The sequence below is a fragment of the Klebsiella sp. V115_8 genome, from assembly GCF_029967715.1.
Lineage (GTDB): Bacteria > Pseudomonadota > Gammaproteobacteria > Enterobacterales > Enterobacteriaceae > Klebsiella > Klebsiella quasipneumoniae.
The window spans coordinates 14,742-38,319 of sequence record NZ_JASCAR010000026.1; the positions used below are offsets into that span (position 1 = coordinate 14,742).

The 23,578-nt window shown below is 53.2% G+C and carries 27 protein-coding genes, 1 other RNA gene and 1 pseudogene; 16 read left to right on the forward strand and 13 right to left on the reverse strand.

Going from position 1 to position 23,578, the window contains the following annotated elements; genetic code table 11:
- Positions 1 to 32: 32 nt before the first annotated feature.
- The 6 genes from QLG03_RS10415 to ffh all read right to left on the reverse strand — a co-directional run bounded on the left by QLG03_RS10415 (position 33) and on the right by ffh (position 4,225).
- Complete coding sequence (locus tag QLG03_RS10415; protein ID WP_032453748.1) at positions 33 to 491, reverse strand: DUF2946 domain-containing protein; 459 nt, start codon at positions 489 to 491, stop codon at positions 33 to 35.
- Positions 492 to 610: 119 nt separating this feature from the next.
- Positions 611 to 958, reverse strand: coding sequence for a 50S ribosomal protein L19 (gene rplS / locus QLG03_RS10420; RefSeq protein ID WP_002914145.1), 348 nt, complete (start codon positions 956 to 958; stop codon positions 611 to 613).
- A 39-nt stretch (positions 959 to 997) separates the two neighbouring features.
- Positions 998 to 1,765, reverse strand: a complete 768-nt coding sequence (trmD, locus tag QLG03_RS10425) for a tRNA (guanosine(37)-N1)-methyltransferase TrmD (RefSeq protein ID WP_002914147.1) — start codon at positions 1,763 to 1,765, stop codon at positions 998 to 1,000.
- Between the two features lie 31 nt (positions 1,766 to 1,796).
- Positions 1,797 to 2,345 (reverse strand): ribosome maturation factor RimM, encoded by a 549-nt coding sequence (gene rimM, locus QLG03_RS10430; protein WP_004150977.1) that lies wholly within the window; start codon positions 2,343 to 2,345, stop codon positions 1,797 to 1,799.
- An 18-nt stretch (positions 2,346 to 2,363) separates the two neighbouring features.
- Positions 2,364 to 2,612 carry a 30S ribosomal protein S16 gene (gene rpsP / locus QLG03_RS10435; RefSeq protein WP_002914149.1) on the reverse strand — a complete coding sequence of 83 codons (249 nt, stop codon included), beginning with the start codon at positions 2,610 to 2,612 and terminating at the stop codon, positions 2,364 to 2,366.
- A gap of 248 nt (positions 2,613 to 2,860) precedes the next feature.
- Positions 2,861 to 4,225 carry a signal recognition particle protein gene (gene ffh, locus QLG03_RS10440; RefSeq protein WP_002914152.1) on the reverse strand — a complete coding sequence of 455 codons (1,365 nt, stop codon included), beginning with the start codon at positions 4,223 to 4,225 and terminating at the stop codon, positions 2,861 to 2,863.
- A gap of 163 nt (positions 4,226 to 4,388) precedes the next feature.
- Between ffh and QLG03_RS10445 the strand changes: the two genes are divergently transcribed.
- Both QLG03_RS10445 and QLG03_RS10450 read left to right on the forward strand, forming a co-directional pair.
- Positions 4,389 to 5,180 (forward strand): inner membrane protein YpjD, encoded by a 792-nt coding sequence (locus tag QLG03_RS10445; protein WP_002914153.1) that lies wholly within the window; start codon positions 4,389 to 4,391, stop codon positions 5,178 to 5,180.
- A gap of 19 nt (positions 5,181 to 5,199) precedes the next feature.
- Positions 5,200 to 6,486, forward strand: a complete 1,287-nt coding sequence (locus tag QLG03_RS10450) for an HlyC/CorC family transporter (RefSeq protein WP_023290690.1) — start codon at positions 5,200 to 5,202, stop codon at positions 6,484 to 6,486.
- 118 nt (positions 6,487 to 6,604) lie between these two features.
- Here the strand turns inward: QLG03_RS10450 and grpE are convergent, their stop codons facing one another.
- Positions 6,605 to 7,195, reverse strand: a complete 591-nt coding sequence (gene grpE, locus QLG03_RS10455) for a nucleotide exchange factor GrpE (RefSeq protein ID WP_004174800.1) — start codon at positions 7,193 to 7,195, stop codon at positions 6,605 to 6,607.
- Positions 7,196 to 7,319: 124 nt separating this feature from the next.
- On the opposite strand from grpE, the gene nadK reads away from it, so the two are divergent.
- From nadK to bamE, 3 genes are all read left to right on the forward strand, one after another.
- Positions 7,320 to 8,198, forward strand: a complete 879-nt coding sequence (gene nadK, locus QLG03_RS10460) for an NAD(+) kinase (protein ID WP_002914158.1) — start codon at positions 7,320 to 7,322, stop codon at positions 8,196 to 8,198.
- A gap of 86 nt (positions 8,199 to 8,284) precedes the next feature.
- Complete coding sequence (recN, locus tag QLG03_RS10465) at positions 8,285 to 9,946, forward strand: DNA repair protein RecN (RefSeq protein ID WP_255988558.1); 1,662 nt, start codon at positions 8,285 to 8,287, stop codon at positions 9,944 to 9,946.
- A 146-nt stretch (positions 9,947 to 10,092) separates the two neighbouring features.
- A complete protein-coding gene (gene bamE / locus QLG03_RS10470; protein ID WP_004206850.1) occupies positions 10,093 to 10,434 on the forward strand; it encodes an outer membrane protein assembly factor BamE in 342 nt (113 codons plus the stop codon).
- Between the two features lie 70 nt (positions 10,435 to 10,504).
- Here bamE and QLG03_RS10475 read toward each other — a convergent pair whose 3' ends face one another.
- Both QLG03_RS10475 and QLG03_RS10480 read right to left on the reverse strand, forming a co-directional pair.
- Positions 10,505 to 10,795: an RnfH family protein gene (locus QLG03_RS10475; protein WP_072413471.1), complete on the reverse strand. Its 291-nt coding sequence runs from the start codon at positions 10,793 to 10,795 to the stop codon at positions 10,505 to 10,507.
- The gene (locus QLG03_RS10480; protein ID WP_008806099.1) at positions 10,785 to 11,222 is read right to left on the reverse strand and encodes a type II toxin-antitoxin system RatA family toxin; all 438 of its coding nucleotides are present in this window, start codon (positions 11,220 to 11,222) and stop codon (positions 10,785 to 10,787) included. Before QLG03_RS10480 ends, QLG03_RS10475 begins: the two co-directional genes overlap by 11 nt.
- A gap of 149 nt (positions 11,223 to 11,371) precedes the next feature.
- Here QLG03_RS10480 and smpB point away from each other — a divergent pair, with 149 nt between their 5' ends.
- The 3 genes from smpB to QLG03_RS10495 all read left to right on the forward strand — a co-directional run bounded on the left by smpB (position 11,372) and on the right by QLG03_RS10495 (position 13,733).
- Positions 11,372 to 11,854, forward strand: a complete 483-nt coding sequence (gene smpB / locus QLG03_RS10485) for an SsrA-binding protein SmpB (RefSeq protein WP_002914164.1) — start codon at positions 11,372 to 11,374, stop codon at positions 11,852 to 11,854.
- A 144-nt stretch (positions 11,855 to 11,998) separates the two neighbouring features.
- Positions 11,999 to 12,361: a transfer-messenger RNA gene (ssrA, locus tag QLG03_RS10490) on the forward strand.
- Between the two features lie 184 nt (positions 12,362 to 12,545).
- Entirely contained in the window at positions 12,546 to 13,733 is a 1,188-nt protein-coding gene (locus QLG03_RS10495) for an integrase domain-containing protein (RefSeq protein WP_282473625.1), read from the forward strand.
- A 39-nt stretch (positions 13,734 to 13,772) separates the two neighbouring features.
- Here QLG03_RS10495 and QLG03_RS10500 read toward each other — a convergent pair whose 3' ends face one another.
- From QLG03_RS10500 to QLG03_RS10515, 4 genes are all read right to left on the reverse strand, one after another.
- Positions 13,773 to 15,344: an LA2681 family HEPN domain-containing protein gene (locus QLG03_RS10500; protein WP_282473626.1), complete on the reverse strand. Its 1,572-nt coding sequence runs from the start codon at positions 15,342 to 15,344 to the stop codon at positions 13,773 to 13,775.
- Positions 15,345 to 15,608: 264 nt separating this feature from the next.
- Positions 15,609 to 16,175 carry a phage polarity suppression protein gene (locus tag QLG03_RS10505; RefSeq protein WP_282473627.1) on the reverse strand — a complete coding sequence of 189 codons (567 nt, stop codon included), beginning with the start codon at positions 16,173 to 16,175 and terminating at the stop codon, positions 15,609 to 15,611.
- A gap of 14 nt (positions 16,176 to 16,189) precedes the next feature.
- Positions 16,190 to 16,420: an ogr/Delta-like zinc finger family protein gene (locus QLG03_RS10510; RefSeq protein ID WP_282473628.1), complete on the reverse strand. Its 231-nt coding sequence runs from the start codon at positions 16,418 to 16,420 to the stop codon at positions 16,190 to 16,192.
- Positions 16,417 to 17,154 (reverse strand): glycoprotein 3, encoded by a 738-nt coding sequence (locus tag QLG03_RS10515; RefSeq protein ID WP_282473629.1) that lies wholly within the window; start codon positions 17,152 to 17,154, stop codon positions 16,417 to 16,419. Before QLG03_RS10515 ends, QLG03_RS10510 begins: the two co-directional genes overlap by 4 nt.
- A gap of 551 nt (positions 17,155 to 17,705) precedes the next feature.
- Here QLG03_RS10515 and QLG03_RS10520 point away from each other — a divergent pair.
- From QLG03_RS10520 to QLG03_RS10555, 8 genes and pseudogenes are all read left to right on the forward strand, one after another.
- Positions 17,706 to 17,972, forward strand: a complete 267-nt coding sequence (locus QLG03_RS10520; protein WP_282473630.1) for an AlpA family transcriptional regulator — start codon at positions 17,706 to 17,708, stop codon at positions 17,970 to 17,972.
- Between the two features lie 2 nt (positions 17,973 to 17,974).
- A pseudogene (locus QLG03_RS10525) lies at positions 17,975 to 18,298 on the forward strand (ash family protein); the annotation flags it as partial.
- A gap of 24 nt (positions 18,299 to 18,322) precedes the next feature.
- Positions 18,323 to 18,514 carry a host cell division inhibitor Icd-like protein gene (locus QLG03_RS10530; RefSeq protein WP_282473638.1) on the forward strand — a complete coding sequence of 64 codons (192 nt, stop codon included), beginning with the start codon at positions 18,323 to 18,325 and terminating at the stop codon, positions 18,512 to 18,514.
- Positions 18,511 to 18,738, forward strand: coding sequence for a hypothetical protein (locus QLG03_RS10535; protein ID WP_282473631.1), 228 nt, complete (start codon positions 18,511 to 18,513; stop codon positions 18,736 to 18,738). Before QLG03_RS10530 ends, QLG03_RS10535 begins: the two co-directional genes overlap by 4 nt.
- The gene (locus QLG03_RS10540) at positions 18,735 to 19,055 is read left to right on the forward strand and encodes a DUF5375 domain-containing protein (protein WP_282473632.1); all 321 of its coding nucleotides are present in this window, start codon (positions 18,735 to 18,737) and stop codon (positions 19,053 to 19,055) included. The genes QLG03_RS10535 and QLG03_RS10540 overlap by 4 nt, the downstream gene beginning before the upstream one ends.
- 10 nt (positions 19,056 to 19,065) lie before the next feature.
- Positions 19,066 to 21,402, forward strand: a complete 2,337-nt coding sequence (locus QLG03_RS10545) for a primase-helicase zinc-binding domain-containing protein (RefSeq protein ID WP_282473633.1) — start codon at positions 19,066 to 19,068, stop codon at positions 21,400 to 21,402.
- 499 nt (positions 21,403 to 21,901) lie between these two features.
- Positions 21,902 to 22,327, forward strand: a complete 426-nt coding sequence (locus QLG03_RS10550) for a hypothetical protein (protein ID WP_282473634.1) — start codon at positions 21,902 to 21,904, stop codon at positions 22,325 to 22,327.
- Between the two features lie 6 nt (positions 22,328 to 22,333).
- Positions 22,334 to 23,170 (forward strand): hypothetical protein, encoded by an 837-nt coding sequence (locus QLG03_RS10555; RefSeq protein WP_282473635.1) that lies wholly within the window; start codon positions 22,334 to 22,336, stop codon positions 23,168 to 23,170.
- Positions 23,171 to 23,578 lie beyond the last annotated feature (408 nt).

The window sequence follows — 23,578 nt, forward strand, 5'->3', positions numbered from 1 at the left end:
AGGTCGTTGCGCAGTGCGCAGATTCATTTTTATTAAAGGGAAAAAGCAGACAGCCGCGGCGGGGCGCGGGTTTCGGGGTAGAGCCAGGGAAAGTAACGCCAGTGTTTTAATACCGGCCGAGAAGCCGGCAGGCGAATGCGCCGCAGGAGCATGGCGACGAACAGCGCCAGCGCGAAAAGCAGCCCCGGGACGTGGGCTAACAGCACGCAATAGCCACACGCTTCGGCATGATCCAGCGGCAGTTCGTGTCCGGTATGCGTAGCGCCGTCTGCGCTATGCGTCATCGCCATCTCGTGGCCAGGCATCTGCGCCATACTCGCTGGCGAGCTGTCCATCATCATGGCGTGGTGCATGCCGGGCATGGCGCTCATGGGGTCTTTTTGCAGGGAGACGGAGATCAGGGGAGCCACGACGATCAGCAGGATCGCCAACAGCGCCAGCCAGGCGGCTCGCCGTTTAGGTGTCGTTTGCTGAAAACTGTTGCTGACCACCGCCCCTCCGAATAGAGGGCATATTGTAAATGATTTACATCACGATGGTTACAACAAAGATAAAAAAAGGGCCGGCCCTGAGGCCAGCCCTTTTTGTCAGGATGTCGCGAAAGCGAATCTTAGTTAAGACGCTCTTTGATACGAGCAGACTTACCAGTGCGCTCACGCAGGTAGTACAGTTTAGCTTTACGTACAGCACCACGACGTTTAACAGCAATGCTGTCAACTACCGGAGAGTGAGTCTGGAAGACACGCTCAACGCCTTCGCCGTTGGAAATTTTGCGAACAGTGAATGCAGAGTGCAGACCGCGGTTACGAATAGCGATAACCACGCCCTCGAATGCCTGCAGACGTTTTTTGGAACCTTCAACAACCCATACTTTCACTTCCACGGTATCACCCGGACGGAAGGAAGGTACGTCCTGCTTCATCTGTTCTTGTTCAAGTTGCTTAATAATGTTGCTCATAATTTAATCTCTTATCCTGGGTAAACTGATATTGGGGGCTCACGCCTGCCCATCATGTTTATGCTGCTGTTGCGCGTGTTCAGTTTTGAACTCCGCCAGCAGCTTTGCTTGCTCTTCAGTCAGAGCCAGGTTTTCCAGAAGTTCAGGTCTTCTAAGCCAGGTTCGGCCCAGCGACTGCTTCAGACGCCAGCGACGTATCTCAGCATGGTTTCCCGACAGCAATACTGGCGGTACTTCCATCTCTTCTAACACTTCAGGACGGGTATAGTGGGGACAATCCAGCAACCCATCAGCAAAGGAATCTTCCGTTGCTGATGCTTCATGGCCCAGTACCCCCGGAATGAACCGGGAAACGGAGTCAATCAGCGTCATTGCCGGTAACTCACCACCGCTGAGGACGTAATCGCCGATTGACCATTCTTCGTCAATTTCGGTTTGGATTACGCGCTCGTCTATCCCTTCGTAGCGACCGCACACCAGAATCAGTTTCTGATTCGTTGCCAGTTCGCTGACGCCCGCTTGATCAAGCTTGCGTCCCTGAGGTGACAGATAAATCACCTTCGCGCCTTCACCTGCCGCGGCTTTTGCTGCATGAATGGCATCCCGTAAGGGTTGCACCATCATTAGCATCCCCGGTCCGCCGCCGTAAGGACGATCGTCCACGGTACGGTGCCGGTCATGCGTGAAGTCGCGAGGACTCCAGCTTTCGATGCTCAGCAGGCCATTTTTTACTGCCCGGCCAGTTACCCCGTAATCGGTAATTGCGCGGAACATTTCAGGAAACAGGCTAATTATGCCAATCCACATAGCGCCGTCTTTTACCGTTTATCCGGAGAATTTAAAAACCAGGATCCCAATCTACTTCGATAGTACGCGTAGTGAGATCGACTTTCTTGATAACCTGCCCATCGAGGAACGGAACCAACCGCTCCTTGATACCAAATGCATCTTTCAGGTTTGCCTTGATGACGAGCACGTCATTAGACCCGGTTTCCATCATATCGATGACTTTACCGAGGCTATAGCCTTCCGTTGTCACTACCTGGCAGCCCATCAGGTCTTTCCAGTAGTAGTCACCCTCTTCCAGCTCCGGCAACTGCGATGAATCCACGATAATTTCGCAATTAGTCAGTAGATTCGCGGCATCACGATCGTCAACGCCTTTCAGCTTGATGATGATGTCCTGATTGTGGTGGCGCCAGCTTTCCAGCTCAACGACCTGCCACTGACCCGCCTTCTGGATTAACCAGGGCTGATAGTCAAAAATGCTTTCGGCGTCTTCGGTGGAGGAAAACACTCTGAGCCAACCACGGATACCGTAGGAAGAACCCATTTTCCCCAATACGATCGGATCAACAGGTGCTTGTGCGGTGTGTTGCTTGCTCATCATGACCACCGTGACAGATTAAGCTGCTTTGTTAGCGGCTTTGATCAGCGCGGCAACGCGATCGGAAACAGTAGCGCCCTGGCCAACCCAGTGAGCGATACGATCCAGATCCAGGCGAGTCTCTTCTTCCGCACCGTTAGCGATCGGGTTGAAGAAACCAACGCGCTCGATGAAGCGACCGTTGCGTGCATTACGGCTGTCGGTGACAACAACCTGGTAGAACGGACGCTTTTTAGCGCCGTGACGTGCTAAACGAATAGTTACCATAACATCCTCTTGTGTGAATAAAACAACCGGGCCCCATCGAGGAACGGAGCCCGGTGTCATATTAAAAGCCCGAAAATTTTACTGATTTCTGGGGAAAATGCAATCAGCAGTTGATAAGTCTGCTGTAAAAGGCCGTCGGCGGTGCAGTCAGTTCGCTGCCGGCGTGCGCGCAGCCACCGGAACGTACACGTAGTACGTGAGGATGGCGAGCACACCCCGGTGGCGAAATGGCAAACAAGCCAGGCCGATTAGCGGCCCGGGAAGCCTGGAGGCATCATCCCTTTCATCCCGCGCATCATCTTCATCATGCCGCCTTTCGACTTCATCTTCTTCATCATGCGCTGCATGTCGTCGAACTGCTTGAGCAGACGGTTCACATCCTGCACCTGCATTCCGCAGCCGGCGGCGATACGGCGCTTACGTGAACCTTTGATGATTTCCGGCTTGGCGCGCTCTTTCAGGGTCATCGAGTTGATGATCGCTTCCATACGCACCAGCACTTTGTCATCCATTTGCGCTTTCACGTTGTCCGGGATCTGGCCCATACCCGGCAGCTTGCCCATCAGGCTGGCCATGCCGCCCATGTTTTTCATCTGGCGCAGCTGCTCAAGGAAGTCGGTGAGATCGAAACCGTCGCCTTTCTTCAGCTTGGAGGCCAGCTTCTCGGCCTGCGCGCGGTCGACTTTGCTCTCGATATCTTCGATCAGCGACAGCACGTCGCCCATGCCGAGGATGCGAGAGGCGACGCGGTCCGGATGGAACGGCTCCAGCGCTTCGGTTTTCTCGCCGACGCCGAGGAATTTAATCGGCTTGCCGGTAATATGGCGAATCGACAGCGCCGCGCCGCCGCGGGCGTCGCCGTCCACTTTGGTCAGCACCACGCCGGTCAGCGGCAGCGCTTCGTTAAAGGCTTTGGCGGTATTCGCCGCATCCTGGCCGGTCATCGCATCGACGACGAACAGGGTTTCAACCGGATTAATGGCGGCGTGGACGTGCTTAATTTCGTCCATCATCGCTTCGTCAACGTGCAGACGACCGGCGGTATCCACCAGCAGCACGTCGTAGAATTTGAGCTTCGCTTCTTTCAGCGCCGCGTTGACGATATCAACCGGCTTCTGCCCGACGTCGGACGGGAAGAAGTCGACGCCGACCTGCTCGGCCAGGGTCTCCAGCTGTTTGATCGCCGCCGGGCGGTAAACGTCCGCGGAAACCACCAGCACTTTCTTCTTGTGCTTCTCGCGCAGGAATTTCCCCAGCTTACCGACGCTGGTGGTTTTACCGGCGCCCTGCAGGCCCGCCATCAGCACCACCGCCGGCGGCTGCGCCGCCAGGTCGAGGGTCTGGTTCTCTTCGCCCATCGCCGCCACCAGTTCGTTGCGGACGATTTTGACGAACTCCTGACCCGGGGTTAGGCTTTTATTGACTTCATGGCCGACCGCGCTCTCTTTGACGCGGCTGATGAAATCACGTACCACCGGAAGCGCAACGTCCGCTTCCAGCAGCGCCATGCGCACTTCGCGCAGGGTGTCTTTAATATTGTCTTCTGTAAGGCGTCCGCGGCCGCTAATGTTGCGCAGCGTACGCGACAAACGATCGGTTAAATTATCAAACATTGTCTCTCGCCTGAGGTGGAAACGGTCGGTCGCCGCAGCGACACACAAAACGAATGTGGCGGAGTATAACACGACATCAATCTGAATGTGCTGCAACGGTTGGAGCAGAGGCCTGCTGACGTTATACTGCTTCTCTTTCTTATTTATCCAACAGCCGACACCTATGCCTGTTTTTGCTCTACTCGCCCTTGTCGCCTACTCTGTCAGCCTCGCGCTGATTATCCCCGGCTTGCTGCAAAAAAACAGCAGCTGGCGGCGAATGGCGATTTTATCAGCGACTATCGCGTTGATCTGCCATGCTTTTGCGCTGGAAGCACGGATATTTCCCGGCGGCGAGAGCGGGCAAAACCTCAGCTTACTGAACGTCGGGTCGCTGGTGAGCCTGATGATCTGTACGGTCATGACTATCGTGGCCTCACGCAATCGCGGCTGGCTGCTGCTGCCTATCGTCTATGCCTTCGCGCTGATCAATCTGGCCTTCGCCACCTTCGTGCCTAACGAATATATCACCCACCTGGAAACCACCCCGGGGATGCTGGTGCATATCGGCCTGTCGCTCTTCTCCTACGCCACGCTGATCATTGCCGCGCTGTATGCGCTACAGCTGGCGTGGATCGACTACCAGTTAAAGAACAAAAAGCTGGCCTTCAGTAGCGAAATGCCGCCGCTGATGAGCATTGAGCGCAAAATGTTCCACATCACCCAGGTCGGCGTGGTGCTGCTGACCCTGACGCTGTGTAGCGGTCTGTTCTATATGCACAATCTGTTCAGCAGCGAAAACATTGATAAAGCGGTGCTGTCGATTATTGCGTGGTTCGTCTATATCGTCCTGCTGTGGGGCCACTATCATGAAGGGTGGCGCGGACGTCGTGTGGTCTGGTTCAGCGTCGCTGGCGCCGGTCTGCTGACGCTGGCCTATTTTGGTAGCCGCGTGCTGCAACAGTTCGTGAGCTAAGTCTTTTAAGGAATCCTACGTGGAACATATCTCCACCACCACGCTGATCATAACGCTGATCGTCATGGTGATTATCTCTGCCTATTTCTCCGGTTCCGAAACCGGCATGATGACGCTGAACCGCTACCGGCTGCGTCATATGGCGAAACAAGGCAACCGCCCCGCCAAGCGCGTGGAGAAGCTGCTGCGCAAGCCGGACCGCCTGATTAGCCTTGTGCTCATCGGCAATAACCTCGTCAACATTCTCGCCTCGGCGCTGGGCACCATCGTCGGCATGCGCCTCTACGGCGATGCCGGCGTCGCGATCGCCACCGGCGTGCTCACCTTTGTGGTGCTGGTGTTTGCCGAAGTCCTGCCGAAAACCATCGCCGCCCTCTATCCGGAAAAGGTCGCCTACCCCAGCAGCTTCCTGTTGGCGCCCCTGCAGGTGCTGATGATGCCCCTGGTGTGGCTGCTGAATACCATCACCCGCATGCTGATGCGCATGATGGGCATCCGCACCGATACCGTCATCAGCAGCGCCCTGAGTAAAGATGAACTGCGCACGATTGTGAATGAATCCCGTTCACAAATCTCACGACGCAATCAGGATATGCTGCTGTCGGTGCTGGACCTGGAGAAGGTCAGCGTTAACGACATCATGGTGCCGCGCAATGAGATTGTCGGCATCGACATCAATGACGACTGGAAATCTATCGTCCGCCAACTGACCCACTCCCCACACGGCCGCATTGTGCTCTACCGCGATTCGCTGGACGATGCCATCAGCATGCTGCGCGTCCGCGAAGCCTACCGCCTGATGACGGAGAAGAAAGAGTTCACAAAAGAAATCATGCTGCGGGCGGCAGATGAGATCTACTTTGTTCCGGAAGGGACGCCGCTCAGCACCCAGCTGGTGAAATTTCAGCGCAATAAAAAGAAAGTCGGCCTGGTGGTTAATGAATACGGCGATATTCAGGGGCTGGTTACCGTAGAAGATATTCTTGAAGAGATTGTCGGCGACTTCACCACCTCCATGTCACCCACCCTGGCGGAGGAAGTGACCCCGCTCAACGACGGTACGGTGATAATCGACGGCAGCGCCAACGTTCGCGAGATCAACAAAGCGTTCAACTGGAACCTGCCGGAAGATGAAGCGCGCACCATCAACGGTATCATCCTTGAAGCGCTGGAAGAGATCCCGGTCCCGGGCACCCGCGTGCGCATTGAGCAGTATGATATTGATATCCTCGACGTGCAGGACAACATGATCAAACAGGTGAAAGTGATGCCGGTGAAATCATTACGCGAGAGCGTCGCGGAGTAGCGCGAGCGAAGGAATTAACATCACGGTGGGCTGCGGCCCGCCGTTTTTTTTCTCGCGCCGGGAGCGATGGCATAAAAAACGGCCGCCCGCGGGCAGCCGTTGAGCAAGGCAGCAAACGTTATTTCGCTTTTGCTACCGTCACCATCGCGGCGCGAATGGTGCGGCCGTTCAGGGTGTAACCTTTCTGCATCACGGCCAGCACGTTGCCCGCCGCCACGTCTTCAGACTCGACCATCGCAATGGCCTGGTGGACGTTCGGATCCAGCGGAACGTTGGTGTCGGCGATCACTTCCACGCCAAACTTACGCACTACGTCCAGCATAGATTTGAGGGTCAGTTCGATCCCTTCCACCATCGGCGCCAGCTCCGGGTTAGCCTTGTCGGCCACTTCCAGCGCGCGGTCCAGGCTGTCGATCACCGGCAGCAGTTCATTGACGAATTTTTCCAGCGCGAATTTGTGCGCTTTCTCGATATCCTGCTCGGTACGACGACGCAGGTTATCTTCGTCGGCTTTGGCACGCAGCATCACTTCACGTTCACGTTTCTGCGCTTCAGCCAGCTGGGCTTCCAGATTCGCAATTTTTTCATCGCGCGGATCCACCTGCTCAGCCGAAACTTCAGGCTCTACCGCCTCAACGTCGTCGTGCTGCTCCGTGATAATTTCTTCCGGGGCTTGCCCCTCAGGCGTTTTCTGTTCTTTACTACTCATGAATTTCTCCGCGTTTTTTTCGCATTCATCTCGCTAACTTCGCTTATTATGGGGATCAGTTTCCGGGTTTCAAGGGAAGCGGACAGATTGTCACTATTTCATTTAACGCAAGGACATCCAGATCATGAAGAACCATTTCAAGTGTATCGGCATTGTGGGACATCCTCGTCACCCCACCGCCCTGACCACACATGAAATGCTCTGGCGCTGGCTGTGCAGCAAAGGGTATGAAGTGCTGGTTGAACAGCAGATCGCCCATGAACTCCAGCTCAGCAACGTGAAAACCGGCACGCTGGCGGAGATTGGCCAACAGGCCGACCTCGCGGTGGTGGTAGGCGGCGACGGCAATATGCTCGGCGCGGCGCGGACCCTGGCCCGTTACGACATTAACGTCATCGGCATTAACCGCGGCAACCTCGGCTTTCTCACCGACCTTGACCCGGACAACGCCCTGCAGCAGCTCGCCGACGTACTGGAAGGCCACTACATCGCGGAAAAACGCTTTCTGCTGGAGGCCCAGGTGTGCCAGCAGGATTGCCAGAAACGCATCAGCACCGCCATCAACGAAGTGGTGCTGCACCCCGGCAAAGTGGCGCATATGATTGAGTTCGAAGTCTATATCGATGAAGTCTTTGCCTTCTCCCAGCGCTCGGACGGCCTGATTATCTCCACTCCGACCGGCTCCACGGCCTATTCGCTGTCGGCCGGCGGCCCGATCCTCACCCCGTCGCTGGACGCCATCACCCTGGTGCCGATGTTCCCGCACACCCTCTCGGCGCGACCGCTGGTGATCAACGGCGACAGCACCATCCGCCTGCGCTTCTCTCACCGCTGCAGCGATCTGGAGATCAGCTGCGACAGCCAGATTGCCCTGCCGATCCAGGATGGCGAAGACGTTCTCATTCGCCGCTGTGATTATCACCTCAATCTGATTCACCCTAAAGATTACAGCTATTTCAATACATTAAGCACCAAGCTCGGCTGGTCGAAAAAATTGTTCTGATTTACATCGCTGCCTCTTTACTGGATAAAAAACCAGTCTATACTGTACGAAAACACAGTATTGGTTTTTCATACAGGAAGGCAGCTATGTTGGCGCAACTCACCATCAGTAATTTTGCTATCGTTCGTGAACTGGAAATTGATTTCCACAGCGGCATGACCGCCATCACCGGGGAAACCGGCGCCGGGAAATCCATTGCCATCGACGCGCTGGGGCTGTGCCTCGGCGGCAGAGCGGAAGCCGACATGGTGCGTCGCGGCGCCACCCGTGCCGACCTGTGCGCGCGCTTCGCGCTGAAAGATACCCCGGCCGCCCAGCGCTGGCTGGAAGAGAACCAGCTGGAGAGCGGGCGTGAGTGTTTACTTCGCCGGGTGATCAGCGCCGACGGCCGCTCGCGCGGCTTCATCAACGGCACCGCCGTCCCGCTCTCGCAGCTGCGCGAGCTGGGCCAGCTGCTGATCCAGATCCACGGCCAGCATGCGCACCAGCTGTTGACCAAACCCGAACACCAGAAAACGCTGCTCGACGGCTATACCGGTGAGTATGCGCTCACTCAGCGCATGGCAGAGCACTATCGCCAGTGGCACCAGAGCTGCCGCGAGCTGGCCCAGCATCAGCAGCAGAGCCAGGAGCGCGCCGCCCGCGCCGATCTGCTGCAGTACCAGCTTAAAGAGCTGAACGAATTTAACCCGCTGGCGGGAGAGTTTGAGCAGATTGACGAAGAGTACAAACGCCTGGCCAACAGCGGTCAGCTGCTCAGCACCTGTCAGCACGCCCTGACGGTACTGGCGGACGGCGAAGAGGCCAACCTGCAGAGCCAGCTTTATACCGCGAAGCAGCTGGTCAGCGAGCTGGTGGGTATGGACAGCAAGCTTTCCGGCGTGCTGGATATGCTGGAAGAGGCGGCCATTCAGCTCAGCGAGGCCAGCGATGAGCTGCGCCACTATCACGACCGTCTGGACCTCGATCCTAATCGTCTGTTCGAACTTGAGCAGCGGATTTCCCGGCAAATCGCGCTGGCGCGTAAACACCAGGTGATGCCGGAAGAGCTGCCGGCGGTTTATCAGGCGATGCTCGAAGAGCAGCGCCTGCTGGACGACAGCGCCGGCTCGCTGGAATCCCTCAGCCAGCAGGTGGTCGAACATCATCAGCTGGCGCTGAAGACCGCGCGCCAACTGCACGCCCTGCGCCAGGCCAGCGCCGACGAGCTAACCCAGCTTATCACCGAGAGTATGCACTCACTTTCGATGCCGCACGGGGTCTTCGCGATTGAGGTCGCTTTTGATGAACGCCATCTCACCGCCGACGGCGCCGATCATATTGAGTTCCGCGTCACCACTAACCCGGGTCAGCCGCTGCAGCCGATCGCGAAAGTGGCCTCTGGCGGTGAATTGTCGCGTATTGCGCTGGCGATTCAGGTGATCACCGCGCGTAAAATGGAAACCCCGGCGCTGATCTTCGACGAAGTGGACGTCGGCATCAGCGGCCCGACCGCGGCGGTGGTCGGCAAGCTGCTGCGCCAGCTGGGCGAGTCCACGCAGGTGATGTGCGTTACCCACCTGCCGCAGGTCGCAGGCTGCGGCCACCATCATTTCTTTGTCTGCAAAGAGACCGATGGCGAGATGACCGAAACCCATATGCAGCCGCTGGATAAGCGTGCTCGTCTGCAGGAGCTGGCTCGCCTGCTGGGCGGCAGCGAGGTCACGCGCAACACCCTGGCGAACGCGAAAGAGTTGCTTGCGGCGTAAACTTTTTGATTTTCACAGGGTCATAGTGAACAGCAAATTGCCTGCTGACCGCAGCCGGAGGTTTCCATCGGCGCGAAGGTCTATTATTATCGGCATATTACAGATGAGCCACGTACTGCTCGGGCCCAAAAAGGAATCAAATCACTATGCGCTGTAAAACGCTGACTGCTGCCGCAGCGGTTCTTCTTATGTTGACCGCAGGCTGTTCCACTCTGGAACGAGTGGTTTACCGTCCTGACATCAACCAGGGTAACTATCTGGCACCTAACGATGTAGCAAAAATTCGTGTCGGTATGACGCAACAGCAGGTTGCTTATGCTCTCGGAACGCCAATGATGTCGGATCCGTTCGGCACCAACACCTGGTTCTATGTATTCCGTCAGGAGCCGGGCCACGAGAAAGTGACTCAGCAGACCCTGACCCTGACCTTCAACAATGGCGGCGTGTTAACCAACATTGATAACAAGCCCGCGCTGACCAGTCAGTAAGACCCGGAAAAGCAAAAAAGCGCTCAATGAGCGCTTTTTTTATGGCCGATAGCGGGTCTGCTGCTGCGGTTTACTTCGCGGCGTTTTTCTCCGCCCGCTGGCGACGCAGCTCTTTCGGATCTGCGATCAGCGGGCGATAGATTTCCACCCGGTCGCCGTCATGGACTTCGTCGTGCAGCTTAACCGGACGACTGTAAATACCCACCTTGTTTTTCGCCAGATCGATGTCATCACGCAGCGCCAGCAGGCCGCTGGCGACAATCGCCTGCTCGACCGTCGCCCCCTCGTCCAGGGTGACCCGCTGCAGGTACTGCTTTTCAGGCAGCGCGTAAGCGACCTCAACACGAATATTAGCTGGCACTGTAGACCTCTTTGGCGCGCGAGGTGAACGCCTGCACCATGTTGGCGGCCAGTTCCTTAAAGACCCGGCCAAAGGCCATCTCAATCAGCTTATTGGTAAACTCAAAATCGAGATGGAACTCGATTTTGCACGCCTCGGGGCTCAGCGGAATAAACTTCCAGCCGCCAATCAGCTTCTTGAACGGGCCATCCACCAGGCTCATCAAAATGCTCTGGTTGCTGGTCAGTGTATTCCGGGTCGTGAAGGTCTTACTGATGCCGGCTTTGGACACATCAACCGCCGCCGTCATTTGCGTCGGCCCGAATTCCAGCACGCGGCTACCGGTGCAGCCTGGCAGAAAATCAGGATAGGACTTCACATCGTTTACCAGTTGATACATCTGTTCCGCGCTGAAAGGCACCAGCGCAGTACGGCTAATCTGAGGCATAGCAGGTTCCACATTTAAACACAGTGCAAATAATATCATTTATCTGCTGCTAAAAAAAACGCTGTGCCGCAACTCGTGCTAAGATGCGCAGTACACCTCGCAGGATGCGATCGAGGTAACTGTGTATAAGACGATGACTTCAGGACATTATGACTAAGAAAAAAGCCCACAAACCTGGATCAGCCACCATTGCGCTGAATAAACGCGCCCGTCACGAATACTTTATCGAAGATGAATACGAGGCTGGTCTCGCCCTGCAGGGTTGGGAAGTCAAATCCCTGCGTGCAGGCAAAGCCAACATCGGCGATAGCTATGTCATCCTGAAGGATGGCGAAGCCTTCCTGTTCGGCGCCAACTTTACGCCCATGGCCGTGGCTTCCACCCACTATGTCTGCGACCCGACGCGCACCCGTAAGCTGCTGCTCAACCAGCGCGAACTCGATACGCTGTACGGCCGCATTAACCGCGAAGGTTACACCGTTGTCGCCCTGTCGCTGTACTGGAAGAATGCCTGGTGCAAAGTGAAAATCGGCGTCGCCAAAGGTAAGAAACAGCATGACAAGCGTACCGATCTGAAAGATCGTGAATGGGCGCTGGATAAGGCGCGTATTATGAAGCACGCCGGACGCTAACCCCCTCCCCTGAGGGCCAGCTCTCGCTGGCCCTTACGCTATATCCTTGTTGATGCTGCTTTTTCGTCCACCCCTGCTGAAAGAATCCTGCGTTATGGGGCTGGTAACGACATTCACAAATCTGTTATACTTGACCTACACATTGGGGCTGATTCTGGATTCGACGGGATTTGCGAAACCCAAGGTGCATGCCGAGGGGCGGTTGGCCTCGTAAAAAGCCGCAAAAAATAGTCGCAAACGACGAAAACTACGCTTTAGCAGCTTAATAACCTGCTCTGAGCCCTCTCTCCCTAGCTTCCGCTCTTAAGACGGGGATCAAAGAGAGGTCAAACCCAAAAGAGATCGCGTGGATGCCCTGCCTGGGGTTGAAGCGTTAAATCTAATCAGGCTAGTTTGTTAGTGGCGTGTCTGTCCGCAGCTGGCAAGCGAATGTAAAGACTGACTAAGCATGTAGTGCCGAGGATGTAGGAATTTCGGACGCGGGTTCAACTCCCGCCAGCTCCACCAAATAATGATCCGGATACGTCCGGTGAAGTACAGGAAGCCCGCATGGCACAAGCCTTGCGGGCTTTTTTGTGTCTGTCGTTGTCCGAGAACATCCGGATAAATCCGGTGATTATTGGTATACGCTTAGGTATACGGTAGGATGTATACCTAAAAGCGTATACCAATTCATGAAGGAGCGGCCACAGTGGCACGGACAACACGCCCCCTGACAAACACCGAAGTTCTGCGCGCAAAAGCGTTAGAGAAGGATCTAACGCTGCATGATGGCGATGGGCTTTTCCTGATAGTGAAAACCAGCGGGAAAAAACTCTGGCGTTTTCGTTATCAACGTCCGGCAACAAAGCAACGAACAATGATGGGGCTCGGTGCCTTCCCTGCTCTTTCGCTTGCTGATGCCCGAGGGTTAAGAGCGGATTACCTTGCCTTATTAGCCAACGGAATCGATCCACAAATTCAGGCCGAAGTTGCTGAGGAACAGCAGCAAATCGCGCTGGACAGTATTTTTTCAACGGTCGCCGCTAACTGGTTCCAGCTCAAAAGCAAAAGCGTTACTCCTGATTACGCAAAAGACATTTGGCGCTCACTGGAGAAAGATGTATTCCCTGCTATAGGTGAGATCCCTGTTCAGCAAATCAAAGCCCGGACACTGGTTGAAGCTCTTGAGCCAATCAAAGCTCGTGGAGCACTTGAGACTGTACGTCGATTGGTGCAGCGCATTAACGAGATAATGATTTATGCCGTAAACACTGGCCTGATTGATGCTAATCCAGCATCGGGTATTGGGATGGCCTTTGAGAAGCCCAAAAAACAAAACATGCCGACGCTGCGGCCAGAAGAATTACCGAAGCTGATGCGTTCTTTAGTTATGTCAAATCTGTCTGTTCCGACTCGCTGTCTCATTGAATGGCAACTCCTGACCCTTGTGCGCCCGTCTGAGGCCTCAGGTGCTCGGTGGGCAGAGATCGATCTCAATGCGAAGCTCTGGACAATTCCAGCAGAGCGAATGAAGGCGAAACGTGAGCATATAGTGCCTCTATCTCCACAAGCATTAGAGATTCTGGAAGTGATGAAACCAATCAGTGCTCATCGTGAACATGTTTTTCCGAGCAGAAATGACCCTAAACAACCAATGAATAGCCAGACTGCTAACGCCGCGCTTAAACGCATTGGTTATGGCGGGAAATTAGTTGCTCACGGATTACGATCTATCGCAAGTACTGCACTCAATGAATCCGGATTTAATCCTGATGTTATAGAGGCGGCTTTAGCACATTCAGACAAAAATGAAGTACGAAAAGCTTATAACCGTTCAACTTACTTAGTTCAAAGAGTTGAGCTTATGGATTGGTGGGGAGGCAAAGTAAATAATTAAAAAGATTTGCGCTGTATTTATTCCCACAGCGCAATGAAATCATATTTTCCAATCTAGTTTATTTGATATCAATAATGAATCCGCACTTTTTTTCCTCCCTTCAATTCGCACCATAAAAGTAAAAAGAAAAATTGCAGATCGTACTATTTGTAATAAAACCTTAAAATGACGAGCGAAATCGGCTTCAGATATCAGTCTAATATTAGATATGTAATCATAAGAATTATACAGATCTAATGGCTTTGTACTTTTATGAACAATTACTATATTATGTTCTAAATCATTTCTCCAATCTTTATAAAAGGATAACTCACCACTCTTTCTATCATTTAGGTCAGTAGCAAGGCTATATAAAGCCAATAATGCTGGATTTTTTATTTCTTCAAACTTATCCCTTCGCCCATTTTGGTTTAATTGCCAAAAATTTTCAAAGTACACTATTTTATTGGCTGGATAAACATCGTACAGTTCACATATTGCAATGGCTATTTTATCTAATACACCAAAGCATATACGAAATGCATTTCTGATCTTCTCGATACCAGCATTTAAAACTTCGTCGTTATGCAGTTCTGAGTAACAGGCCACATCATCCACCTCCGCCATACACTCATACTCGAATAACGAACGTCTTGCCAATGCATACTCAGACTTTAGCCTATTCAAAACCATTTCCATGGGAATAATAAAATCACCAGAAACGCCATTATGCGTTGGTAATATTGTTAGGTTATCTTTAGCTCCAACTACGCAAGGACAATAAACTCCATGCTCAGAAAGAACAAAGTGGTTATCTAAAACGAACTTTTGATAATTATTAAGTTTGCTGTATTCTTCTAGCGTCTGTTTTTCATCAAGCTCATCTTCCTTTTCAGAAAATGGCTTTTCCGACATCTCAATTATATCTTTCGTGAGTTTTTCAGCACGTGATTGATAGAATGGTTTCCATGGTGGAGGCACCTCTGTTGATTCAATTGCCTTCATATATCCAAGTCTAATCTCTCTTATATGCTTTATAGTATGAGAACCAGAGAGTTGCAGCAGTTGCATTAAGGCTTCAGACCTATTAATCCATGCTTGCGGTATATCTTCCCCAGAAGAAATAACAGCATCATAATATGAAATAGACTCTACAACTCTAAACTGTCGCTTGAGTGAGTTTGCTAAATTAACCTTCAACTCTTTGCTATATATAGTATTATCATCACCAAGTAATTTAAATGCCTTCCAGTATAAATTTTTTACGTCCACCATATCCTCAATTGTTGTGAACGTTTGTTCAAAAACACCACCCTTATCAACCAAGTTTGACTTTGCATTTGCAAGGTTATAATAGAGCGTAGATTCATCCATGATTTTAGAAAAAGAGCCAAAATGCTCATTCATTAAGTTATAACCTAGCAGAGAAGCCTCTCTATTCGGTTGCATCCCTCCTATATCAACAAAATTCGCGGCCATATTATAAAGAAGTATATAATAATTATTCCCAAAGGTATTTTCGTCAAGGGATTTATAAATCTGCAACGTGAATTCATACGCCTTTTCAAAATTACCATCAGAAACAAGTTCTCTGGCTATATTACATAAATGCTGCATATCACTCGCCTTCATCACACGTATCCTTTTTTTGGCTATATGGTTAATTCTATCCTTCTTTATTAATTATATCTCGCTTGGCGCGCAATGCTCTCCCCGCCACGCCTGCCCGCCTGAGGGGGCGTTTTAAATGCAGGTGCATGAAACGGCGCAGGCCGCGCCGGGGCTGGCGTGGCGGAAGATGAAAAATACGGGTATTTGCATGCAAAATCATGCACCCTGTGAATGCATGACTTTTTTCGGCAAAAATGGCGGGATTTTCAGGTATTTTCTGACGGGCTACTGTGCAGTTAATTCAGCCCGGCGGCGGGCATAAATCATGTGCTGCGCCGGGGTGTATCGTTCCTGACTGTCAGTTCGCGAGGCCGCGTCGGGCCTCAGTCCGATGGCCATTAAAATTGCTGCATCCTGTTCGCAGTAAGCCGGTTTTTTTCCGCCCGCAAGCCAGAGAGAAAGTGCCTCACGCAGATAAATCACTGACCGGTCGACGGCACGGTCCTTTACGGTGCCGGTCTGTCCCGCCACGGCCATCAGTTCGGGGGCGAAAATGGACGCCAGCGTGTCGCCGTGCTGCTGCATGAATTCATCCAGCCGGTCGCGGATACTGATATGCTGCACCGCCTCGTGCGAGCGGATATAGCGCCCGGCGGCCCCATTAATTTCCCATTTTTTGATGTCAATAATCTCACGCAGCGCCTGCAAACGCCCGTCGGGGTGGTCAGTGCCTGCCGCAGTCTGTTCGCGGTATTCCTGTACAGCGGCGGCCAGCGCTGCTTTATGTTCCAGCCAGGCGGATTTGTTCGTTTCACAGGCGTCATACGCCTGTTTCAGGGTCAGGGTGGTCATGGTGCACTCCGGGATTAGTAAAAACGCTGTTTTCGGGTTTTGTCAGACTCGGTCACAATAAACGTATCTTCCGCGAGGTCGGTTTCCGCCGGGGACTGGATAATTTTGTCCACGGATTCCATCGCCCGGAACGAGGCCGAGCAGACAACGCTCGTGCACTGGTAGTAAATCTGCTTCACCGTTTCCGACAGATAGCGACTGGTGCGGGTGTGGGCTGCACTTTTGCAGAAGGGGCAGTGCATCATGACATCAGCCCCCGCGCTTTCAGGTCAGCCTCACGCTCGCGCATCTCCCTGAAGAAATTCTGACGGCTGCCGGATGTCGAGCCTGTGTGGTGGTTCATGTGCGGCAGGGTTTCAGCCGACAGCCCTGCCCGGAAAAGGACCGGCTCGTCGTTCAGGCGGACATGACAGTTTTTAACTGCCTCCTTAAGCCATGCCGTCACCTCCTGCATCACCTCCTCATCCGGCTCCACATAGCCTGTGGCAATCTCATTCTGTCTTTCGAGCACGCCGCCGCGCGCCAGAATTTTCAGCTTCATCGCCCGGACCAGCGCCCCGCACGAATCCCGTAGTGCTGCATCGAATTCATGCCCGGCATACAGGGTCAGGGTGTGGCGGTGCGCCTGGCGGTATTTATTGGCCGTGCCGTTACAGGACGCCTTAAGTTTGTCCCGCTCAAAATTCAGGACTTCGGTCATGGCGTCACACTCCTGCGCCAGCTCACGGGAGGCAACGCGCATCAGGTGGCGGTTTTTCAGCTCGTCGGAAAGGACAGCCCCGGCGGCACGAAAGGCGGTGCGCCATGCGGCGGTGTCACTTTCGCTCTCCAGCTCCAGCCCGGCTTTCTGTTCAGCGGTGCGGGCAATGGCCGCGACGGTGTCGTCCATTCTGCGGGCTTCATCAAGGTGGGCGGCGCGGGCGGTATCAAGCTGCGCAAAGGCCGGTTTCAGGTAGTCAGGGATAGTGTTGGCGGTCATGGTGGTTCTCCTCAGTCTGTTCTGTGGAGACAATTCTGCCGTGCCGGGCACAACAGGGCGATTCATTGCAGTTGTGGCACATCCCACACAAACAGACCCTAAAAACCGGCTTGCCAGAGAGAGGGTGCAGGCAAATACCCCTTCACCGTTTGTTTTTTTACTTATAACTGTTCACTACTGTTCACTTAAAATAAAAAGATAGCTAATACAGTAAGTTAAGCAGTGAACAGTTGGGAAAAGAGTGTTCACCGACTGTTCACAAGTGTTCATCCTTCGTTTGCCGGACACCTTTACGATTTAGACTCTTTATTTATATATAAACGAACAAAAATAAGTTTTTCGATATATAGGAATGGGCCAGAATGTGCCAGAAAAAGGTCACGATATACCAGAACATTGCCAGCGTTTGCCACTGTCTAAAATTCACTCTGTTGTGTGGTGGGCCGCTACAAAAAGACTTGTTGCCCTGAGAGAAAATATTCACAAAATAGAGAGCTACCCGAGGCCGGACGGACACGACCGGCACTGTATGGACTTTATGAGGTAGCCCGATGCACACCGCTTTTTCTTCCCCGTCTTCCGCCCCTGCCGCCCCGCTGATGCCGGTATCTGACGCCGCTCAGGAGCGCTTTCTGCGCCTGCCCGAGGTGATGCACCTCTGCGGCCTGTCACGCTCCACGGTGTACGACCTCATCAGCCGCAGCGCCTTTCCGCAGCAGGTTTCCCTCGGCGGGAAAAACGTGGCGTGGCTGCACTCTGAAATCACCGCGTGGATGAGTGGCCGCATCGCCGCCCGCAACCGGGGCTGTGACGCATGATGATGGCCGCTCAGCAAAAAGCCCCTTTTTCTGGCTTGCTTCTTCCGCCCGTTTCCAGGTATAGTTTTCCCGCTGCCGCAAAATCGGCAGCCGGGCGTGAGAACCCGAGTTACTCAGTGGCGACACCAGACGCGCCATGCGTCTTTTTTTGTGTCTATGCCTATGTGCACCTGTTGTTTACGCAGCGGTTCTTAAGCCGTTGCTGTATCCGCGTAATGGTGGCTCAGGCGGGGCAGCCTTCGGGCTGGCCGGTATCCATTGAGGCCGGTTTCTCACCCCCGTCTGGGCTGCCACCAGAGTGTGAGAACTCCGGTGGTAGCGATAACCGCTACTCAATGGAGGTTGCCACTATGGCTTCGACCCTCACCCTGTCTCATCCGCAGTTTGTCTTTGTGTTTGCCGCCGTCCGCCGCGCAGACCGTCAGCCCCGTATCTGCATGCTCCGCACCGTTGCCGGTGACGAGCGCGCCGCGCGCCGCACCCTTGTCCGTGACTATGTATTGTCCCTTGCGGCCCGCCTGCCGATGGAGGTGCGCGCATGAAACAGCCCGCCATCACCCTGAAAGACCTCGAATGCCTTGAGCACCTGCGCAACCTCGGCCAGCTCGTGACCGACATGGCGCAGGTGCAGGACTGCACAAGCCTGCGCCGCAGCCCGGCGCAGCATTTACAGCTCACCTCCGTGATTTACCTCATGACCGCCCAGCTCGACGGCGTGGTCGGCCGGTGCAGTCACCAGTGGCTTAACGGGGAGGATGACGCATGAACCGGACGCTTACCCCCGTCCTGCGCATCGCCCTTTACCGCCGTGCCGTGGCCTGCGCCTGGCTGAATGCGTGCGAGCGCCAGCACCGCTATCCGCACCTGACCCTTGAGACGGTGGAGAATGCCATCGCCGCACAGCTTGAGGGCTTCTACCTGCGCCGGCACGGGGAGGAGAAAGGCCGCCTGATTGCCTGCGCGCTGCTGGAAGATTTAATGCAGGCCGGGCCGCTTAAGACCGCCCCGGCGCTGACCTTTCTCGGCCTCGCCGTGATGGATGAACTCTGCACCCGCCACATCACATCGCCTGTCCTGCACTGAGGGAAACACCATGAAAATGAACGTAACGGAAACCGTGAAACAGGCGTGCGGCCACTGGCCGCGCATTCTCCCGGCGCTGGGGGTGAAGGTGGTGAAAAACCGCCATCAGCCCTGCCCGGTGTGCGGGGGCTCAGACCGCTTTCGCTTTGACGACAGGGAGGGGCGCGGGACATGGTTCTGTAACCAGTGCGGCGCGGGTGACGGCCTGAAACTGGTCGAAAAAGTCTTCGGCGTCTCAGCCTCAGAGGCGGCCGGAAAAGTCAGCGCCCTGACCGGCAGCCTGCCGCCGGTGGCAGCGCAAACCCTGAGCGAAGCGGAACAGGCTGAAACGGCGGCCAGCCGGAAAGCCGCTGCAACGCTTGCCGCCTCGCTCATGGAAAAAGCCCGCACCGGCACCGGCAACGACTACCTCACCCGCAAGGGCTTTCCCGCCCGTGAGTGCCTGATGCTGACCGCCCCGCACAAAACCGGGGGCGTTGCGTACCGGCCCGGCGATATGGTGGTGCCGCTGCATGATGCCGCCGGGACGCTGGTGAACCTCCAGCTTATCAACACAGACGGCCTGAAACGCACCCTGAAAGGCGGACAGGTGAAGGAAGCCTGCCACGTCATTGAAGGGAAGAAACAGGCCGGAAAACGCCTGTGGATAGCGGAGGGGTATGCGACCGCACTTACCGTGCATCACCTGACCGGGGAAACCGTGATGGTGGCACTCTCGTCCGTAAACCTTCTTTCTCTGGCGAGCCTTGTCCGGCAAAAGCATCCGGCCTGTCAGATTATCCTCGCCGCCGACCGCGACCTCAGCGGCGACGGGCAGACTAAAGCTGTGTCGGCCGCAGAAGCCTGCGAAGGGACTGTGGCCCTGCCGCCGGTATTCGGCGACTGGAATGATGCGTTTATGCAGCAGGGCGAGGACGCCACGCGCCGGGCGATTTATGACGCCATCCGGCCCCCGGCTGACAGCCCTTTCACGACCATGAGCGAGGCAGAATTTACCGCCATGAGCACCAGTGAAAAGGCCATGCGGGTACATGAGCATTACGGCGAAGCGCTGGCCGTGGATGCAAACGGCCAGCTTCTCTCCCGGTACGAACACGGTATCTGGAAAATCATTCCGCCGTCGGACTTTGCCCGCGACGTGGCCGGACTGTTCCAGCGCCTGCGCGCCCCGTTCTCGTCCGGGAAAATTGCCTCACTGGTCGACACCCTGAAACTGATAATTCCGCAGCAGGCCGCCCCGGCGCGGCGGCTGATTGGCTTTCGCAACGGCGTGCTCGATACCCAAAGCGGTATATTCGCCCCGCACTGTAAATCGCACTGGCTGCGCACGCTCTGTGATGTCGATTTTACCCCGCCGGTGGAGGGGGAGACGCTGGAAACCCACGCCCCGTATTTCTGGCGCTGGCTTGACCGTGCCGCCGGTGGCCGTCAGGACAAACGTGATGTGATACTCGCCGCGCTTTTTATGGTGCTGGCAAACCGCTACGACTGGCAGCTCTTTCTCGAAGTCACCGGCCCCGGCGGCAGCGGGAAAAGTATTCTGGCCGAAATTGCGACCATGCTCGCCGGAGAAGATAACGCTACTTCCGCGAGTATCGAGACGCTGGAGTCGCCCCGCGAGCGGGCGGCCCTTATCGGCTTCTCGCTGATACGTCTGCCTGACCAGGAGAAATGGAGCGGTGACGGGGCCGGATTAAAAGCCATCACCGGCGGCGATGCCGTCTCGGTTGACCCGAAATACCGCGACGCCTACTCGGCGCATATCCCGGCGGTGATTCTGGCTGTGAACAATAACCCGATGCGCTTCACCGACCGCAGCGGCGGCGTGTCCCGTCGCCGGGTGATTATTCACTTCCCGGAGCAGATAGCCCCGGCCGAGCGCGACCCGCAGCTTAAGGACAAAATAGCCCGCGAGCTGGCCGTGATTGTGCGCCAGCTTATGCAGCAGTTCAGCAACCCGATGAGCGCCCGCACGCTGCTCCAGTCGCAGCAGAACTCCGACGAGGCACTCAGCATCAAACGTGACGCTGACCCGGCCTTTGATTTCTGTGGCTATCTGGAGGCGCTGCCTGACGCTGACGGGATGTATATGGGGAATGCCAACATTGTCCCGCGTCAGCCGCGACTCTATCTGTATCACGCCTATCTGGTGTATATGGAGGCTCACGGGTATAAAAACACCCTCAGCCTGACGATGTTCGGGAAGGGGCTGTCAGCCATGCTGAAAGAGTACGGCATGCATTATGACAAGCGCCGGACGAATCAGGGCATGCAGACCAACCTCGCACTCAGGGAGGAAAGCAACGGCGACTGGCTACCGAAATGCGACAACCCCGCCGCAACATAATCCACTCAGACCGGCAGCCGCCGGTCTTTTTTTATCTTCCGCCCCCGCCATGTGAACAGTGTACTGTTCACTGTTCACCGGGTATTCACAACTTAACACACTGTTTTTAATGAATAAAAAGCACGATTGAACAGTGTGAACAGTTTTTCTAGAAAAAACTTTTTTACCCTCAAGATCTATTCAGCATATGAAACAAGTAACAGGCTAAAAGACATTGTTACCATGCTCATGGACAATAGAAATTTAACAGTTCCTGCAGTAACCCTAGAGCTCATTACTGGAGAGATAATCTTTCTATACCGTGCTCTACTTCTGCGCGATTACTGATATGCCCCTTCGCTGAGCACGCTGGTTTTCATCGTCATAGTACTCAAAACGTCCTGAGCGCTATTAGTGGTGCATACAATAGTAGATTTATGTAGTATTAGAGAGGGCTACCATTAGTACTTCTCAGATTGGTAGCAACCGATATAATATTCATTGTCTAAATGGGGTTTATATGAGTAGTTATACAAATGATGAAAATGGTGTTTGTCGTTTCATTCAGGATAAGGCTCTTCAAGCTTGGGAAGGAAACGGCTCTCCATATCTTTTAAGTAATGCAGTAACTGATTTTAGAGAATATGGAGATATGAAGTCGGCTATAGGTAACAAATCACTAAAGGCATGGCTGTCAAATAAACAAGATTCATTAAACGTAAAATTAATGACGCATCCTGTAGCGAAAGCAAGAATTGTTGTGGTCCCTAAAGATAGCAATTTTTCATTTGAATCAGCAGCAAAAAAACCATCAACCAATGAAAAAGAAGAATTAACCAACAGGGAAATCACAATTCTATTCCTGGAGGCGATAGGTTCTCTACCTCAGCATGACTTGGATGAAATTCAAATACCAGTAAGAATCATCGCGAAGTTGATGAGGTGATTTAATATGGTTAAGTTCATTATAATGTCAGGCAGACGAGAGTTCTGTGATTTCATTTCATCAAGAGTTGATAGTTTAAAGTTGATGGATTCCCTAGATAAGTTAGGTGGTGGCGATTTTCTTACTTACCATGTCACCGACGCTAACTCTAACACAGCTTCACTAATTGAGTTTATATATAGCAAAATCAAATATGAATATGATGATAATGTTGCCATATTGTCTGATGAATTTGCTTTTCCCAATCTATCTTGTATAAAAAATGCGTTTCTTCTTTGCCAGCTCGATGGTATTTATTCAATCAAAGAAAAACAGTTTCATAACTATATTTCCAGCACAGCAAATAAAGCAGTAAAAAAACTTAATCTGATGAAATCTATAGTTAATGACGGTGGTCTTGGTGAAATGGCCAGATTACCAATAAAAAACTTTTCGTCGGATAAATTAAAGGATTTCATAAGAGAAGCTGCTATAAGATATAACTCAACAGTTTCTGATAATGATTTCCAGAAGATGGCTTCTGATTTGAAAATGATGCGAAAGCCGAAAAAAAGAAGTGAGTATAGAAATAAGTACTATATAGATGATAAAGGCCGTCATTTCTCATTGGGCGATGAGATTCATTCGTCGTACGACACTAAAGGACATGACTATCTTTGTGATATTTTAGCCAAATATAGATTTGGATGTAAAATTGATTCAAGAAAGCACTTTAATGTTTCAGCTGGAGATAACGACAATAGTAAGTTGTCCACTGAGTTTCATCATTGCCACGGTGATGAAACTATTATTATAAGGGATAGAAGCCATGTAAATATGTTTTCTAATGATTTTATCTCTTAAAAATGATATGGGAGCTAAATTTAGCTCCCATGTTGTTTATCCATTAAATTTTTACCTTAGCAGCATACTCGAAAACCAACACAGCACCATAGCTGGCGATCCCCAACGTAGCCATCTAACATCGGCAAAGAACAAAAAAATTTACGCAGCATTAGAATTTTTGCTGGCTATCCCCTGAAAAACCAACAGACATCTGGTGCGGTACATATGAAAACTCGCGCAATCATTGGCGATCCCCATGTGCCCATCGTTCGATCCTGTAGTAATTTCAAAAAAGAGCGCTAGCCAAGAGGTTCCACACTATTTCAGTCGCGATCTTCACGAAAAACCACGCTAAGTAGGCGCTCCCCATGAGATCATCTGTCGAAAAATGCATTTAACCTACTGATTATGCTGGCAATTCCCTCG